The organism is Actinomyces sp. Marseille-P3109 (assembly GCF_900323545.1).
Taxonomy (GTDB): Bacteria; Actinomycetota; Actinomycetes; order Actinomycetales; family Actinomycetaceae; genus Actinomyces.
Genome location: NZ_OOHN01000008.1, coordinates 106263 through 121526 on the forward strand (window position 1 = coordinate 106263; position 15264 = coordinate 121526).

Annotated in this window: 13 protein-coding genes; 5 read left to right on the top strand and 8 right to left on the bottom strand. The window is 69.9% G+C overall.

Features of this window, described 5'->3' with window-relative positions; all coding sequences use genetic code 11:
- Positions 1–24: 24 nt before the first annotated feature.
- Positions 25–1713, top strand: coding sequence for a lysine--tRNA ligase (locus BQ8008_RS00620; RefSeq protein ID WP_108832372.1), 1689 nt, complete (start codon positions 25–27; stop codon positions 1711–1713).
- Positions 1714–1854: 141 nt separating this feature from the next.
- Here BQ8008_RS00620 and BQ8008_RS00625 read toward each other — a convergent pair whose 3' ends face one another.
- The 5 genes from BQ8008_RS00625 to BQ8008_RS00645 all read right to left on the bottom strand — a co-directional run bounded on the left by BQ8008_RS00625 (position 1855) and on the right by BQ8008_RS00645 (position 6337).
- Positions 1855–2313 (bottom strand): DivIVA domain-containing protein, encoded by a 459-nt coding sequence (locus tag BQ8008_RS00625; RefSeq protein ID WP_234415157.1) that lies wholly within the window; start codon positions 2311–2313, stop codon positions 1855–1857.
- Positions 2310–2531 (bottom strand): hypothetical protein, encoded by a 222-nt coding sequence (locus BQ8008_RS00630; protein WP_234415158.1) that lies wholly within the window; start codon positions 2529–2531, stop codon positions 2310–2312. The genes BQ8008_RS00625 and BQ8008_RS00630 overlap by 4 nt, the downstream gene beginning before the upstream one ends.
- A gap of 208 nt (positions 2532–2739) precedes the next feature.
- Positions 2740–4953 (bottom strand): FtsX-like permease family protein, encoded by a 2214-nt coding sequence (locus BQ8008_RS00635; protein ID WP_108832373.1) that lies wholly within the window; start codon positions 4951–4953, stop codon positions 2740–2742.
- The gene (locus BQ8008_RS00640; protein WP_108832374.1) at positions 4950–5816 is read right to left on the bottom strand and encodes an ABC transporter ATP-binding protein; all 867 of its coding nucleotides are present in this window, start codon (positions 5814–5816) and stop codon (positions 4950–4952) included. Before BQ8008_RS00640 ends, BQ8008_RS00635 begins: the two co-directional genes overlap by 4 nt.
- Positions 5813–6337 (bottom strand): PadR family transcriptional regulator, encoded by a 525-nt coding sequence (locus BQ8008_RS00645; protein WP_108832375.1) that lies wholly within the window; start codon positions 6335–6337, stop codon positions 5813–5815. The genes BQ8008_RS00640 and BQ8008_RS00645 overlap by 4 nt, the downstream gene beginning before the upstream one ends.
- 221 nt (positions 6338–6558) lie before the next feature.
- On the opposite strand from BQ8008_RS00645, the gene BQ8008_RS00650 reads away from it, so the two are divergent.
- Genes BQ8008_RS00650 through fepB form a run of 4 tightly spaced genes read left to right on the top strand, consistent with a single transcriptional unit; the run spans position 6559 to position 10773 of the window.
- Positions 6559–7668 (top strand): FecCD family ABC transporter permease, encoded by a 1110-nt coding sequence (locus tag BQ8008_RS00650; RefSeq protein WP_234415159.1) that lies wholly within the window; start codon positions 6559–6561, stop codon positions 7666–7668.
- Positions 7665–8783, top strand: coding sequence for a FecCD family ABC transporter permease (locus tag BQ8008_RS00655; RefSeq protein ID WP_108832376.1), 1119 nt, complete (start codon positions 7665–7667; stop codon positions 8781–8783). The genes BQ8008_RS00650 and BQ8008_RS00655 overlap by 4 nt, the downstream gene beginning before the upstream one ends.
- Entirely contained in the window at positions 8780–9700 is a 921-nt protein-coding gene (locus BQ8008_RS00660) for an ABC transporter ATP-binding protein (RefSeq protein ID WP_108832377.1), read from the top strand. Before BQ8008_RS00655 ends, BQ8008_RS00660 begins: the two co-directional genes overlap by 4 nt.
- Positions 9697–10773 carry a Fe2+-enterobactin ABC transporter substrate-binding protein gene (fepB, locus tag BQ8008_RS00665; protein WP_108832378.1) on the top strand — a complete coding sequence of 359 codons (1077 nt, stop codon included), beginning with the start codon at positions 9697–9699 and terminating at the stop codon, positions 10771–10773. Before BQ8008_RS00660 ends, fepB begins: the two co-directional genes overlap by 4 nt.
- A gap of 180 nt (positions 10774–10953) precedes the next feature.
- On the opposite strand, the gene BQ8008_RS00670 is transcribed toward fepB, so the two are convergent.
- The 3 genes from BQ8008_RS00670 to gabT form a co-directional block, all read right to left on the bottom strand.
- A complete protein-coding gene (locus BQ8008_RS00670) occupies positions 10954–12507 on the bottom strand; it encodes an NAD-dependent succinate-semialdehyde dehydrogenase (RefSeq protein ID WP_108832379.1) in 1554 nt (517 codons plus the stop codon).
- Positions 12508–12546: 39 nt separating this feature from the next.
- Positions 12547–13797 (bottom strand): Glu/Leu/Phe/Val family dehydrogenase, encoded by a 1251-nt coding sequence (locus BQ8008_RS00675; RefSeq protein WP_108832380.1) that lies wholly within the window; start codon positions 13795–13797, stop codon positions 12547–12549.
- A gap of 80 nt (positions 13798–13877) precedes the next feature.
- The gene (gabT, locus tag BQ8008_RS00680; RefSeq protein WP_108832381.1) at positions 13878–15200 is read right to left on the bottom strand and encodes a 4-aminobutyrate--2-oxoglutarate transaminase; all 1323 of its coding nucleotides are present in this window, start codon (positions 15198–15200) and stop codon (positions 13878–13880) included.
- Positions 15201–15264 lie beyond the last annotated feature (64 nt).

Sequence of the window (15264 nt, forward strand, 5' to 3'; positions counted from 1 at the left end):
GCGGGCGCCGTTAGACTCCTTCACGTGACAGACGAGAGCACCCTCAGCCCCGACCCGACCGCCACCGACGCCCCTGCCGGCACCGAGTCCTCGAAGTCGCCGACGTCGGCGGACCAGCCCAAGCAGCCCAAGGCCGACCCGGGCCCGGGTGAGCAGTTCGAGGTCCGTGCCGGCAAGCGCGAGCGCCTGCGCGGCGAGGGCTGGGACCCCTACCCGGTCTCCGTGCCCGTCACCACCACGATTGCCGCCGTGCGCGAGGCCTACTCCCACCTCGAGGCCGGTGACGAGACCGACGACGTCGTCGGCGTGGCCGGGCGCGTCGTCTTCCTGCGCAACACCGGTCGCCTGTGCTTCGCCACCCTTCAGGACGGGGCCGGCGCCACTCTGCAGGCCATGCTCTCGGCCAAGGCACTGCCCTCCGAGGGCCACACCTCCCTGGCCGCCTTCAAGGCCGACGTCGACCTGGGTGACCACCTCTTCGTTCACGGCCGCGTCATCTCCTCGCGCCGCGGGGAGCTGTCCGTCATGGCCGAGCCCGTCCTGCGCGAGGGCTCCGAGGCCGCCACGGCCGGGGACGACGACGTCGAGGTCCCCGCCTGGCGGATCGCCTCCAAGGCCCTGCGCCCCCTGCCCAAGACCTGGACCAACGAGGCTGGCGAGGCGGTGACGCTCTCGGAGGAGCAGCGCGTGCGCCGTCGTGAGCTCGACCTGCTCACCCGGCCCGCCGCCCGCGACATGGTGCGCACCCGCGCCGCCGTTGTGCGCTCCATCCGCGAGAACTTCTTCCGCCGCGACTACCTGGAGCTGGAGACCCCCATGCTCCAGGTCATTCACGGCGGTGCGGCCGCGCGCCCGTTCATCACCCACATGAACGCCTTCGACATGGATCTCTACCTGCGCATCGCCACGGAGATCTACCTCAAGCGCGCCGTGGTCGGCGGCGTCGACCGCGTCTTCGAGATCAACCGCAACTTCCGCAATGAGGGTGCCGACTCCTCGCACTCCCCGGAGTTCACCGCCCTGGAGGCTTACGAGGCCTACTCCGACTACGACGGCATGGCCGAGCTGACCCGCAACCTCGTCCAGCAGGCGGCGCGCGACGCCTTCGGCCTGCCCGAGGGCGGGGAGGTCGTCACCCTGGCCGACGGCACCGAGTACGACCTGTCGGGCCAGTGGGACAAGATCGACCTCTACACCTCCGTCTCCGAGGCCCTCGGCGAGGAGATCACGGTGGAGACACCGCGCGAGCAGCTGGTCGCCCACGCCGAGAGGATCGGCCTGGAGGTCGACGACTACGCCGTGGCCGGCAAGGTCGTCGAGGACATCTTCGAAGAGCTCGTCGGCAACAAGCTGTGGGCCCCCACCTTCGTCTACGACTTCCCCGAGGACACCTCACCGCTGACCCGCTACCACCGCAGCAAGCCGGGCCTGACCGAGAAGTGGGACCTCTACGTGCGCGGCTTCGAGACCGCCACCGCCTACTCCGAGCTCGCCGACCCCGTGGTCCAGCGCGAGCGCTTCGAGGCCCAGGCCCTGGCGGCAGCCAAGGGCGACCCCGAGGCCATGGTCCTGGACGAGGACTTCCTCGTGGCCATGGAGCAGGGCTTCCCGCCGTCGGGCGGCATGGGCATGGGCATCGACCGCCTCCTCATGGTGCTCACCGGCCAGGGGATCCGCGAGACCATCACCTTCCCCCTGGTCAAGCGGAGCTGATCCGGGCAGCCGGCACTCGCAGGCCTGAGAGACGGTCGGGGTTGGCTGGTTCAGAACCCGGAGGTCCCCAGGCGGCGCTGGGCGGACTCGAGCTCGGCGCGCAGGTAGGCGTTCTCCTGCTGGAGCTGGGCGATGTACTGGTCACGCTGGGCGATCGCCTCGGCGCACTGAGAACCGCTGGTCCCGGCGCCCCCCCCCCGAGGTGTACCCGCTCTGGGCCGGGTCGGCGCCGTAGGCCCCACCGACTCCGGCGCTAGTGCCGGGCTGGCCGGCGAATGCGTTGCCCAGCTGCGCCTCAAGCGTCTCCATGGCTGCGACGACCTGGGCAAGGAAGGCATCGACCTCATCGATGTGGTAACCCGACCACCTGGTGGTCGCGAACCGTATGCTCCTGACGTTGCCTGACGTCAACAGGATCTCGGCCCGCCGGTGCGAGGGGCTTGCGGGCTCTCTCAGGGCGCCGAGTCGCTCCTCGAGTCCGCGCATCGTGGTGGTCACCTCGTCGAGGAACTCGTCGACCTCGTCCTGGTTGTAGCCCTCCTTGAACGATGAGACCTGGAACTTCACGTTGAGAACGTCGTCGGCTGTCAGTAGCGTCATGCTCTACTCCTTGTTGTCGCATTCTGTGCGTGATTCCGGTCCTCAACCCCGCTCAGGTCCGCCCCAGCCAGCTGCAGGTCCTCCACCATCTCACCGGCGGCCAGCTCGTCCGCCTCACCGTTACGCAGACGGCTGAGCTCCGGTGCCTTGAGGACCGGCGGTCGCGGGGAGGGCGCGGAGGAGTTGCCTGAGGCGGCGTCGGTCCGTCGGACGGTCATGGTCCTGTTCTATCCCAGATCGACCCCGGGCACCGGGGTCGTTCTCCCCAGTGCCCGAGGGCGAAGAAAAGGGGCTTATGTCCACATCTGCCACAAAGGCCCGAGATGGAGTCCAGTCGGCGAAAGGAAACTGCATCATTCTGCGGTTCGTGTCGTTGGTGGCAGTGATGCTCAGGTCCCTTTGCGACAGATTCGGACACTACCGCTGCTACTCGAATCGGACGGTGGTGCCGGTCAGCATTCGCCTGCCGTAGCGGGCACTGACCAGGGTCGCCACCGCTACCAGTGACAGACAGACCCCCAGCACCAGCCAGTAGCTGCCGTCCGGCCAGCTGATGTGGCGGCCCGACACGCCTCCGACCAGCGACCACGCGGTCAGCCATCCCAGGCCGATGCTCATCACCAGGGCCGTCGCCGCCGGCAGCATCGTCTCGTAGGAGACCATGGTGCGCAGCGTCGCCGCAGGCATACCCACCAGGCGCAGCAGACCAAGGACCCGCCGGCGTCCCAGCAGCGCCGCCACCGTCGAGACCCCGAGCGACACCGTGGAGATCCCCGCGGCGATGATGATGCCGATATAGCCGAGCCGGGCGAACTGGTTCTCCATGGCGTTGGCCTGAATGCTTTGGATCGAGCCGGGCGAGGAGGGGGAGGAGCCCAGCGCAAGATCGGAGGTGACGAGTGCGGTCCGGGCCCGCTCGACGGCGCCGGGGCTGGCCGGGTCGGTGCCTACGAGGATGACGGGCGCACCCTGCTCACGGGTGGTCGCCAGTTCCTCGGCGCCGACCGGCGACGGCGAGGCGGCCGCGTTCTCGTACAGCCACCGGGTGCTGATGCTCACTGCGCCGTCGGGCGCCTCCACATGCGGCGCCCCGAGGGCCTCCGCCTTGTCGGCCTCGAGGATGACTCGCCCCTCCTGCCTGGAGTCCCCACTGATCCGTCCTACCGCCACCGTCGTCACGCCGGGGACGGCGGTGAGCCGGCCGACGGCGCTCTCCAGGGTGGTCTCGTCGCTGACCGCAGGGATGGCCTCGAGCGTCGAGGGGTTCAGGTGACCGTTGCCTTGAGTGATGTCGCGGGTGCCCGCGGCGACCGTGATGGCGACGGCGAAGACCGTCATGGCGTAGACGGCGATGACGACGCCGGCCACCGCCTTGAAGACCGCCCGGGGGTGCTGGGTGATCCGGTTGAAGCCGATGACCTGCGCCGCCGAGCGGGCCAGCGCCCCTCCGCCTCGCGCCACCCACCAGGTCAGGACCGGGCCGGCCCACAACAGCCCCAGCATCGCGCACAGGAAGGAGGCGGGCAGCAGGTAGATGGTCAGTGCGGGCTCCTGGCGGGCCACCGCTGGGGTGCTCGCCAGCCCCGCCATCCCGAGGATCACGGGCGCTAGCGCGAGGAGGCGGGGCCGGCGCTCGCTGCGCTCCCGGGACCCGCCCAGAGGGCCGACGTCGGCCCGTCGCGTACGCCACCAGGCCACGGCCGCCGCCCCCGCCGTGGTGACGGCGACGGCGAGGACCGCATTGACCGGCGAGCGCAGCAGGTCGGAGTGGTAGAAGCGGCTCGACCCCAGCGTGATCTGAGCGGCCACGGGAATCATGACCAGGTGGAGCGCCACGCCCGCCAGGGCGCCGACGAAGGTGGTGGCCCCGATCTCCAGGGCCGCGGTGCGGGCCACCTGCTGGGGCGTGGCCCCGATGAGGCGCAGCGTGGCGAAGCGCTCGGCCCGCTGCGCCGCGCCCAGGTCGGTGACGATCCCGACGAGCAGCAGCGCGGGCACAAGGACCGCGATAGCGCCGATGAGCATCGCGATCCGATACGCCTCGTTCTCGTAGGGGACGCCCTGGAAGGAGGTGACCACCTGGGGAGGGATGAACGACTGGGAGGAGGCCACGGTCCCCAGGTCCGTTCCGACGACGGCCACCAACGAGTCCGGGCCCTCGACGGCGTCGGGGCCCAGGACGCCCACCTGCTTGCCATAGCGGTCACCGAGCTGATCGGCGGGAAGGGAGGCGATGCGCTCGGCCAGGGCCGGTGAGGCGAGGTACTCGCCCTGCTTCGGTACGACGTCGGAGCCCGGGACCCTCACCGAGGTGGCGCCCGACTCCGGCAGGGCCACCTGCAGAACCGTGATCGGTTCGTCGCCCACCGTGTCGAGGCTGCTGGCGACGGCCAGTTCGTCACCGGTCAGGACATGGTCGGGCTGGAGGTCCGTGTGGTTCGACTGCTCGGAGATGCCGGGCATGAGGGCGATGGAGGCCCAGCTGGAGCGTATGCTGCGCTCGGGGAAGGCCTGGGCGGCGGCCAGCAGCATGAGGAACAGCGCCACCCCCACCATGACTCCGGCGACGATCCCGGCCAGACGGCGCCGGGCGGAGCGGTCGTTGGCGACGAGCAGCCGGGTCAGGGCGATGCGGCTCATGACGGGCTCCCGGTGGCGGCGTGCCGGGGCTTGCTCGGGCCGGATCCGGTCTGCATGGCCCCGGGGCCGATGCGGCCGTCGCGCACGGTGACCTCCCGGTCGGCGTAGGCGGCGATGCGCGCATCGTGGGTGATGATGACCAGGCTGGCGCCGCGGGAGCGCACCGAGGCCAGCAGCACCTCCATGGTCCGCTCGGCGGCCAGGGAGTCCAGGGAGCCGGTGGGCTCGTCGGCGAAGAGGATGCGCGGACTGGTCACCAGTGCCCGTGCGACGGCGGCCCGCTGGGCCTGCCCGCCCGAGAGCTGGCCGGGCCGCTTGTCCAGGTGCTCGCTCAGGCCAAGCTCGCCCAGGGTCTCGCGGGCCCGGGCCAGTGCCTTCCTGCGCGGGGCGCCGGCCAGGAGCAGGGGGATGGTGACGTTGTCCAGGGCGGAGAGGTCCGGCAGGAGCTGGCCGAACTGGAAGATGAAGCCGAACTCGTTCAGGCGCAGCCGGCTGCGGGCGGCCTCGTCCAGGGCCGCGATGTTCACTGAGATGTCTTCGGCGGCCTGCGCCGAGACGTCTCCGGACGCCTTGCCGCCGTGGTAGCCGACGCTTCCGGCGTCGGGCACGAGCACCCCGGCCATGACGTGCAGGAGGGTGGACTTGCCCGAGCCCGACGGGCCGGTGACGGCCAGGACCTCACCGATCAGGAGGTCCAGGTCGACGCCGCGCAGCGCGCGGGTCTGCCCGAAGCTCATCTCCAGGCCGCGGGCGCGCATGATGACCTCGCCCGGCGGGTGCGCCTGGTTCTGTTCAGGAGCGGAATTGACGCCGGTGGCTGTGCGAATGGTCGTCTGGCCGGCTGTATGAGTGGTGGCGCTCATGAGCGCACCTCCTCCCGCAGCTCGCCCAAGCGGGCCGCAGTGGTCTCCATCCAGCGCAGGTCGGCCTCGATGTGGAACAGGGCGTGGTCGGCCAGGAGCACCGTGCGCAGGTCACCGCTCTGCTTGAGCCGGGTCAGCTCGCGCATGCGCGCCATGTGCTCGGCGCGCTGAAGGTCGAGGAGGTGCCCGGCGTCGTCGTCGAGCATGAGGGCGATGATGGTCTTGGCGAAGATGTCGGCCTGGACATCACCGGCAGGGACGACGGGGGTCAGGAGCCACTGCTCGACGCTCTGGCGCCCGGCGTCGGTGACCTCGTAGCGCTTGCGCTCGGGGCCGGAGCCGGGCTCGGTCTCGACCTGGGTGATGAGCCCATCGCGCACGAGCCGGGCGAGCGTGGCGTAGACCTGGCCGTAGGCCAGCGGCTTGGAGGCGGCGAACCAGTGGTCCCAGGAGCGCTTGAGATCGTATCCGTGCCCCGGCCCGGCGCTGAGCAGACCGAGAAGAGTGAGTCTGGATTCCATGCTCGCGACTATACGCTGAGTGTATACATGCACGGCATACTCCGTGAGGAGGAGATACTCGGTCCCGTTGCTCGGGCGGTGGGAGGAGCGCTCATGGTGGGTGCTGGTGTCCGGTGGTAGGCGCTTTGGCCATCAAACTGACAGGTCGGACCGTGTTTGACAGACGTTGACCGCACCCTTAGGTTAGGTTTGCCTTTGTAGTAGGTAATGGGGGAGGCCTGATGGCGAACGAGGTCATCGGAGACGGCGCTCGTTCCCCTCGTCCCCGCACTCGGGGGATCGGGACGGACAGGCAGACGGTCCGCCCCCGCCTGAGCCCTCTCCTGCGGCGCCCGGCCATCCTCCTGGCCGCCGCCGTGCTGCTGGCCGTGTGCGTCCTGGCCTCCCTGTTCATCGGCTCCTCCCGGATCCCCGCCGACCAGGTCGTCCACTACCTGCTCCACCCGGACGCCTCCAACGTCAGCTACAACATCAACGTCCTGCGCGTTCAGCGCACCATCATCGGCGTGCTCGTGGGCGTGGCCCTGGCGGTGGCCGGCGCGGTCATGCAGGCCGTCACCCGCAACCCCCTGGCCGAGCCCGGGCTGCTCGGTGTCAACGCCGGCGCCTCGCTGGGCATCGTCCTGGGTACCGCCGCGCTCGGCGTCCTCCCGGTCCCCGGCCAGCTGCTCCTGGCGGCAGGGGGCGCCCTGGCTGCCACAGTGCTCGTGCAGGTCATCGGCATGATCGGCTCAGCAGGAGGCTCGTTGGGAGGCTCGGCGTCCTCGCCGGTGCGCCTGGTCCTCATCGGTGTGGCCTTCTCGGCCTTCGCCGGGGCGGTCATCCGCGGCGTCGTGCTGACGATGCCGAACCTGTTCCGCACCTTCATCGACTGGGAGGTCGGCTCCCTGACCCGCGTCGACATCCCCCTGCTGCCGATGACTCTCCTCGTGGTCCTGGGGACCGGCATGGCCTTCCTCCTGGCCGGCGCCCTGGACAACATCGCTCTGGGCGACGACGTCGCCGCCGCCCTGGGCACCCGGGTCGGCCCCGTGCGGGGACTGAGCCTGATGGTCATCACCGTCCTGTGCGCCACCGCCACCACGGTGGCCGGACCCATCGGATTCGTGGGGCTCATGGCGCCGCTGACGGCCTCCTGGCTCATGGGACCGCACCGGGGCTGGATCGTGGCGCTGTGCGCACTGGGCGGCCCCGTCGTCGTCCTGGCCGCCGACGTCCTGGGCCGCGTCCTGGCCCGCCCCGGGGAGATGCAGGTCGGCCTGCTGACGGCCTTCGTCGGATCGCCCGTCCTGCTGCTCATGGTGCTGCGACTCAAGGGACGGGCCTCATGAGGGGCGGCGAGTCGAACCGCACCGCGGCCCCGCTGGCCCGGTCCGAGTACCGTGGTCCGCGCCGCGGCCTCCACGTGGGGACCGACGCCGGACGCCTGTGGATCGTCGTCGGCCGCTGGTCGGTGCTCATCACCCCTCGCCACGTCGTCGTCGGCCTCATGCTGCTGGCGCTCAGCCTCGCGGTCGCTGTGGCCGCCCTGCGTCTGGGAAAGTTCACCGTCTCCACGCCGGAGGTCATCGACGCGCTCCAGGGGCAGGGGCGCAGGATCGTCCAGGTCGTCGTCGTCAAGTGGAAGCTGCCCCGGATCCTGCTGGGGCTCGTGGCGGGCCTGGCCCTGGGCGTGGCCGGCGCCGTCTTCCAGACCATCACCCGCAACCCCCTGGGCTCGCCCGACCTCATCGGCTTCAGCACGGGCGCACAGACCGGGATCCTGGTCAGTGTCCTGCTCCTGCCCGGCTCCATGCTGTCCACCTCCCTGGCCTCCTTCATCGGCGGGGCCGCCGTGGGGGCGGTGACCTACCTCGTCTCGCTGCGCGGCGGATTCACCGGGCTGCGCTTCATCCTGGTGGGGATCGCCATCAGCTCGATGCTCGTCTCGGTCAACCGCTGGCTCCTGGTACGGGTCGACGACGACGAGGGCCTGGGCGCCCTCAAGGCCATCACCGGCACCCTCGGGGCCGCCCGGTGGCCGGTGGTGACCCCGACCTGTCTGGCCATCGGGGTCGTCGTGACCCTCACCCTGCTGGCCGCCCGGCACCTGCGGGTCCTGTGCCTGGGGGAGCAGGTGGCCACCATCCTGGGCAGCCCCACCCGCCGCGCCAGCGCCCTCCTCATCCTGCTGGGCACCGTGCTGGTGGCCGTGGTGACGATGGCGGCCGGCCCCATCGGCTTCGTGGCCCTCGTGGCGCCCCATCTGGCCCGCTTCCTCACCGGCTCCCCTCAGCCCCCGCTGCTGGTCTCCGGCCTGACCGGGAGCCTCCTGCTGGCGGGAGCCGACCTGCTCAGCCAGCTGGTGCTCGAGTCGATGCCCGTGAGCGTGGTGACCAACGCCGTCGGCGGGCTCTACCTCATGGTGGCGCTGACCGTGGCGGCGCACGGAAGGAGATCCCTGTGACCGACCTGCCCTCCACCGAGCTGAACGCCGGCGCCGGACCGGCCGCCTCCGAGGCTCGGCTGGCCGCCCGGGGAGCGACCATCGCCTACGAGCGCCACGTGGTCTCCCGTGACCTCGACGTCGACATCCCGGCCGGCGTCTTCACCGCCATCGTCGGGCCCAACGCCTGCGGCAAGTCCACGCTGCTGCGCGCCCTGGCCCGGCTGCACCGGCCCGCCCGGGGCGCGGTGCTGCTCGACGGCGCCGACATCGCCGGCCTGGGCACCAAGGACGTGGCCCGACGGGTCGGTCTGCTGCCCCAGAGCGCCGTCGTGCCCGGCGGCATGCTGGTGCGCGACCTCGTGGCCCGCGGCCGCTTCCCCCACCAGGGCATGTTCCGCCAGTGGTCGCGGGACGACAGGACGGCCGTCGAGGAGGCCATGGAGATGGTGGGGGTCACCGAGCTGGCCGCCCGCCCCGTCGACGAGCTCAGCGGCGGACAGCGCCAGCGCGTATGGATCGCCCTGGCCCTGGCCCAGGGCACCGAGGCGATCCTCCTGGACGAGCCCACCACCTTCCTCGACCTGGCTCACCAGGTCGACATCCTCCAGCTGTGCCGACGCCTCAACGCCGACGGGCGCACGGTCGTGGCGGTCCTGCACGACCTCAACCAGGCCGCGCGCTGCGCCGAGCACATGATCGTCATGCACGACGGCCGGGTCCGCATCACCGGCTCCCCGCGTCGGATCCTCACTGAGGACCTCATCGAGGAGGTCTTCGGACTGGCGGCCGTCATCGCCCCCGATCCGGTGGCCGGCACCCCCATGGTGGTGCCCATCCGCCCCGCCCCACAGCCCTCTGCCGAGCGCGCCTCGGCAGGAACCAGCCCGACTGCTCGCTCCCAGCAGGACGGACCAGAAAGGAACACAGACAGATGAACGCATCCACGCGGCGCCCCCGCCGCTTGAGACAGGGACTCGTCGCCGTCGTCGCCATGGTGCTGAGCACCGGCCTGGCGGCCTGCGGCTCCTCCAGCTCGACCTCCACCTCAACTGCCGCAGGCTCCGCGGGTACCTCCGGTGCCGCCTCGGCCGGAGCCTCCGCCGAGGCCACCTGGCCGGTCACCATCAAGGGGGACGACGGCGTCGACGTCGAGATCAAGTCCGAGCCCAAGAGCATCGTGTCCACCTCCGTGACGCTGACCGGCTCGCTCCTGGCCGTCGACGCCCCGGTGGTCGCCTCGACGCCGGCCAAGAAGAAGGACGACAAGACCGACGACAACGGCTTCTTCGCCCAGTGGTCCAAGCAGGCCTCCGACAAGGGGGTCAAGGCCATCGACGGTACCGAGGACAACCTGGCCCAGACGGTGGCGGGCGACAACCCCGACCTCATCGTCGTGGCCAAGACGGGGCAGGACTCGGCCATCAAGGTGGTCGACAGCCTGCGCCAGCTCGAGGTCCCGGTCCTCGTCATCGACTACGGCTCGCACTCCTGGCAGGACGTGACCAAGACCCTTGGCCAGGCCACTGGCCGTCAGGCCAAGGCCGACTCCGTCATCAAGGACTACACCACCAGGGCTGAGAAGGCCAAGAGCGCCATCTCGGTCCCGCAGGGGTCGACGTCGGTCTTCACCGTCCCCGGGGACGGCACCAAGGGAGCCAACGCCTTCACCGAGGAGGCCCCGCAGGTCCAGCTCCTCAAGGACCTGGGCTTCACCATCGCCACCGTCCCCGACGACGTCAAGGGCGACCAGTCCATGGGCGAGCGCAAGGACATCGTCCAGCTCTCGCCCGAGAACGTCCAGGCGGGACTGACCGGTGAGAACTGGGTGGTCATCGCCGCCGATGAGACCGCGAAGACCGCCGTCACCAGCAATGAGACCTTCAGCTCGGCAGCCCCGGTGACCGGCGGCAAGGTGCAGTACATGCCGCCCTCGTCCTTCCGCCTGGACTACTACTCGGCCCTCGAGATGCTCGACGCCGTCCAGAAGGCCTACCCCAAGGCCTCCTGAGCCGCTGATGACCCGAGCGTCAACGCGCTGGTGCCCCGGGCTCTCGGCCCGGGGCACCGCACATGATGATGACGTCGAAAGGTCCGTTCCCTCTCCAGGAGCGCAGGGACTCGCGATGATCTGAGACTCCCTCGATCTGGGGGTATCGCGGCCGTCACGCGCTGCTCGGGCGTGGGCCCGTCAGCCCCAGGCGACCGAGTAGTACTGAGTCTCCTGGAACTCGCGGATCCCCTCGCGCGCGCCCTCGCGCCCGATGCCGGACTGCTTGACGCCGCCGAAGGGTGCGGCGGGATCGGACACGAGCCCGCGGTTGACACCGACCATCCCGACCTCCATGCGCTCGGCCAGGCGCAGCGCCCACCCGAGGTCGCGGGAGAAGACGTAACCCGACAGCCCGTAGTCCGTGTCATTGATCCACGTCAGCAACTCGTCCTCATCATCCCACGTGACGATCGGGGCGACGGGACCGAAGATCTCGGTGCGCACGATCTCCGCGTCGGGGGCGACGTTCGTGAGGACCCGCACCGGCATGAACGCCCCTGGAGAGCCCTTGGGCCAGGAGGATTCGGCGTACACGACGGCGCCCCCGGCCACCGCCCCGTCCACCAGGGCGTTGATCTTGTCACGGGCATGCGTCGTCACCATGGGGCCGATCTGGTTCGCCTTGTCCGCCAGAGGCGGACCGACCCTCAGGTCGCGGACGACCGCGGAGAACTTCTCGGTGAACTCCTGGGCGACGTCCTGGTGGATGTAGAAGCGGTTGGCGGCGGTGCAGGCCTCGCCACCGCCTCTGAGCTTGGCCTGAACGGCACCCGTCACTGCGGCGTCGATATCGGCGTCGGCCGCCACGACGAAGGGAGCGTTCCCCCCGAGCTCCATGGATGACACCAGTACCTTCTCCGCCGCCTGCCTCATGAGCACACGACCGACCTGGGTCGAGCCGGTGAAGGAGACGGCTCGGACCCGGGGGTCCTCGAGCCACGTCGTCGACACCTCCGCGGAACGGCTCGAGGGCACGATGTTCACCACGCCCGCGGGCACGCCGGCCTGCAGGATCAGGTGCCCCAGTGCTACCGCTGTCAGAGGCGTGAGGGACGCCGGGCGGAGCACCACTGTGCACCCGGCGGCGAGGGCCGGGGCGATCTTGCGGGTCCCCATCGCCGCAGGGAAGTTCCAGGGGGTGATCATGGCGACCACCCCGATCGGCCGGTGAGTGACGATCGTCCGAGTCCCACCCGCCGGGGAGGAGCCGAAACCGCCTTCGGTGCGCACCGCCTCCTCGGAGAACCATCGGAAGAACTCCGCTGCGTAGAGGACCTCCGCCCTGGCATCCTCCAGCGACTTGCCGTTCTCAGCACTGATGAGCACCGCGAGCTCATCGGCCCGTTCCACCATGAGGCCGAACAGGGTCCGCAGCAGCTCCGCGCGTTGCCGGGGCGGGGTGGCGCTCCATGCCGGCAGCGCCTCGGAGGCGGCGTCGACGGCGCGCGCGGCGTCCGCCGGAGTCGCGTCCGTGCAGCGCGCGAACACGGCGTTGCTGGCGGGATCGACGACGTCGAACGTTCCCCCGTCGGACGCGGCGATCATCCGCCCGCCCAGGAGCATTCCCTCCTCGGGGTGGATCCTGCGCAGGTAGTCGGCCAGAGCCGGGTGGGCTCCGAAGGTCGTGTACGTCGCTGCCGCCGCTGTGTCAGCCGCTGCAGAGGCCGTCGCGCTGGGTCTTGTGTCAGCCATGGTTGTGCTCCCTGAGTATCGACTCTCGCCTGTCACGCATCACGGGTAGAGGCCACGGGAGACGTGGGCCTCGGCCACGCGCTTGACTGCCATCGTCGTCGCCGCAGTGCGCAGTGAGAGACCGTGATCCCGCGAGAAGTCCGTGACCTCGTTCCAGGCCCTGTCCATCTTGGTACGGAGACGCTCGTTGACCTCCTTCTCGGTCCACCAGTAGGACTGGTTGGCCTGCACCCACTCGAAGTAGGACACGATGACGCCGCCGGCGTTGGCGAGAATATCCGGAACGACCAGGATCCCCTTGTCCGCCAGGATCGCGTCGGCCGTGGGCGTCGTCGGGCCGTTGGCACCCTCGACGACCAGCTTGGCATCGATCGCCGGCGCGGTCTGCTCGGTGATGACCCCCTCGACCGCCGCAGGGACGATCACGTCGCAGGGAACTGTGAAGAGCTCGGTCGGAGGGATCGGATCCGCGCCGGGGAACCCGGTGATGGCGCCGGTCTCATCCACGAAGGTCTCGAGCGCGGGGATGTCGATGCCCTTGTCGTTGCGAATCGTGCTGTAGACGTCCGCCACGGCCAGGATCTTCACACCCGCCTCATGGAGGAAGCGGGCAGTGCCCCGACCGACCTTGCCGAAGCCCTGAACGACCGCGGTGGCCTGCGAAGGATTCAGGCCTATGCTCTCCATCGCGTTGAGAGCGGAGTAGACGACGCCGCGGGAGGTGGCTGCGGCCCGACCCTGCGATCCGCCGAGATTGACGGGCTTGCCCGTGACGGTCCCCAGCACGGTGTGTCCCGTGGACACCGAGTAGGTGTCCATCATCCAAGCCATGGTCTGCTCGTCGGTCCCCATATCGGGGGCGGGGATGTCCTTGCCGGGCCCGATCAGAGGGATCAGCTCCGAGGTGTAGCGCCGGGTCAGGCGCTCGAGCTCTCTTTCCGAGTGGGCCTGCGGGTCGACCTGGACCCCGCCCTTCGCACCGCCGTACGGCAGATCGAGAAGAGCGCACTTCCATGTCATCCACATGGCCAGCGCCCGCACCTCGTCGAGGTCCACGTGGGGGGAGTAACGGATCCCTCCCTTCGCCGGGCCACGAGAGATGTTGTGCTGGACGCGGTGCCCGATAAGCAGCTCCATCGTGCCGTCGTCGCGTCGCAGCGGAATGGAGACCGTCACCTCCTTACGGGCGGTTTCGAGCATGCGGCGCATTCCCTCGTCAAAGCCGAGGAACTGGATCGCCTCGGCGAGCTGCGTGCGAGCATCAGTGAGGGGATGATGGGTCGAGGACATTGAGCTACCTCCTGGGCTGGTCGGGTGGAGGATCGTGATCTGAGGCCGTGACGGCCTTGAGACGTGGTCGGAAGATGAGGTCAGGACTGGGCTCGGAGCGCCTGCTCAAGGATCTCCATGCCCTCGGTGAACAGCTCGTCCGGCATGGTGAGCGGTGGCAGCAGGCGGATGACATTGCCGTAGGTGCCGCAGGTGAGCAGTATCAGGCCGCGTGAGCGTGCGGCCTCCGCGACGGCGGCGGTCAGTGCCGCGTCGGGCTCCTGCGAGACGGGGTCGACGAGCTCGAGAGCCATCATGGCGCCCTTGCCCCGGACATCGCCGATGCGTGGGTCCTCCGCCTTCCACCGCTCCATCAGGCGGATGCCGGTCTCACCAATCGTGCGGGCCCGTTTAAGGAGGTCGTGCTCCTCGATCATGTCCAGTGTCGCCAGGGCGGCGGCGCAGGCCAGGGGATTGCCGCAGTAGGTACCGCCGAGGGCGCCCGGTCCGGCGGAGTCCATGATCTCGGCTGAACCGGTGACTGCTGACAACGGCGTGCCCCCGGCCAGGCCCTTGGCGGTCGTCACCAGATCGGGGACGACTCCCTCGTGCTCGCAGGCGAACCATGCCCCGGTGCGGGCGATTCCCGATTGGATCTCGTCGGCGATGAAGACCACGCCATTGTCAAGGCACCAGCGCCGGAGCGCGGTGAGAAAGCCGGGTGCCGGGACGATGAACCCGCCTTCGCCCTGAACGGGTTCGATGATGACGGCGGCGACGAAGGACGCCCCTACCTGCTTCTCGATCTGATCGATCGTGCGCTCGGCGGCGGCCTCGCCGTCCAGCCCGTCGCGGTACGGGTAGGAGCCGGGGACCCGGTAGATCTCTGGGGCGAAGGGACCGAAGCCGCCCTTGTAGGGGGAGACCTTGGCTGTCAGTCCCATGGTCAGGGACGTGCGTCCGTGGAAGGCATGGTCGAAGCAGACGACGGCCTGGCGGCCGGTGTGCTTGCGGGCGAGCTTGATGGCATTCTCGACGGCCTCCGCCCCGGAGTTGAACAGCGCGGTCTTCTTCGGGAAGTCGCCCGGGGTCAGGGTGTTCAGGCGTTCGGCGACTTCGACGTATCCGGCGTACCTTGTGACGGCGAAGGAGGTGTGCGTCAGGTTCTCGGCCTGCTCCTGGATCGCAGCGACGACGGGGGCCGCCGCGCCTCCCACGGTTGTGACCGCGATGCCTGATCCGAAGTCGATGAGACGGTTGCCGTCCACGTCCTCCAGGACGCCGCGGTCCGTGCGCCGTGCGAATGTCGGCATGGCGGCTGTCAGGGCGCGCGGGAGCGCGGTACCGGCGCGTTCGTCGAGGGCGCGGGCCTCGGGACCGGGCAGAGGAGTGGCGAGATGAAGGGTCTGGGGCAGCGTTGCCATGTGGACCTCACAGTGTGTCGTGACGGGGCGGAGGTCTGCAGCGGAACAGAGCCTCCGGGATGTC

Bases quoted from the DNA above. Each gene is read 5' to 3' on its own strand.
- BQ8008_RS00645 (WP_108832375.1), bottom strand. From the start codon at position 6,337: ATGGAATCCAGACTCACTCTTCTCGGTCTGCTCAGCGCCGGGCCGGGG.
- BQ8008_RS00655 (WP_108832376.1), top strand. From the start codon at position 7,665: ATGAGGGGCGGCGAGTCGAACCGCACCGCGGCCCCGCTGGCCCGGTCC.
- BQ8008_RS00630 (WP_234415158.1), bottom strand. From the start codon at position 2,531: ATGACCGTCCGACGGACCGACGCCGCCTCAGGCAACTCCTCCGCGCCC.
- BQ8008_RS00640 (WP_108832374.1), bottom strand. From the start codon at position 5,816: ATGAGCGCCACCACTCATACAGCCGGCCAGACGACCATTCGCACAGCC.
- BQ8008_RS00670 (WP_108832379.1), bottom strand. From the start codon at position 12,507: ATGGCTGACACAAGACCCAGCGCGACGGCCTCTGCAGCGGCTGACACA.
- BQ8008_RS00675 (WP_108832380.1), bottom strand. From the start codon at position 13,797: ATGTCCTCGACCCATCATCCCCTCACTGATGCTCGCACGCAGCTCGCC.
- BQ8008_RS00635 (WP_108832373.1), bottom strand. From the start codon at position 4,953: ATGAGCCGCATCGCCCTGACCCGGCTGCTCGTCGCCAACGACCGCTCC.
- BQ8008_RS00625 (WP_234415157.1), bottom strand. From the start codon at position 2,313: ATGACGCTACTGACAGCCGACGACGTTCTCAACGTGAAGTTCCAGGTC.
- BQ8008_RS00650 (WP_234415159.1), top strand. From the start codon at position 6,559: ATGGCGAACGAGGTCATCGGAGACGGCGCTCGTTCCCCTCGTCCCCGC.
- gabT (WP_108832381.1), bottom strand. From the start codon at position 15,200: ATGGCAACGCTGCCCCAGACCCTTCATCTCGCCACTCCTCTGCCCGGT.
- fepB (WP_108832378.1), top strand. From the start codon at position 9,697: ATGAACGCATCCACGCGGCGCCCCCGCCGCTTGAGACAGGGACTCGTC.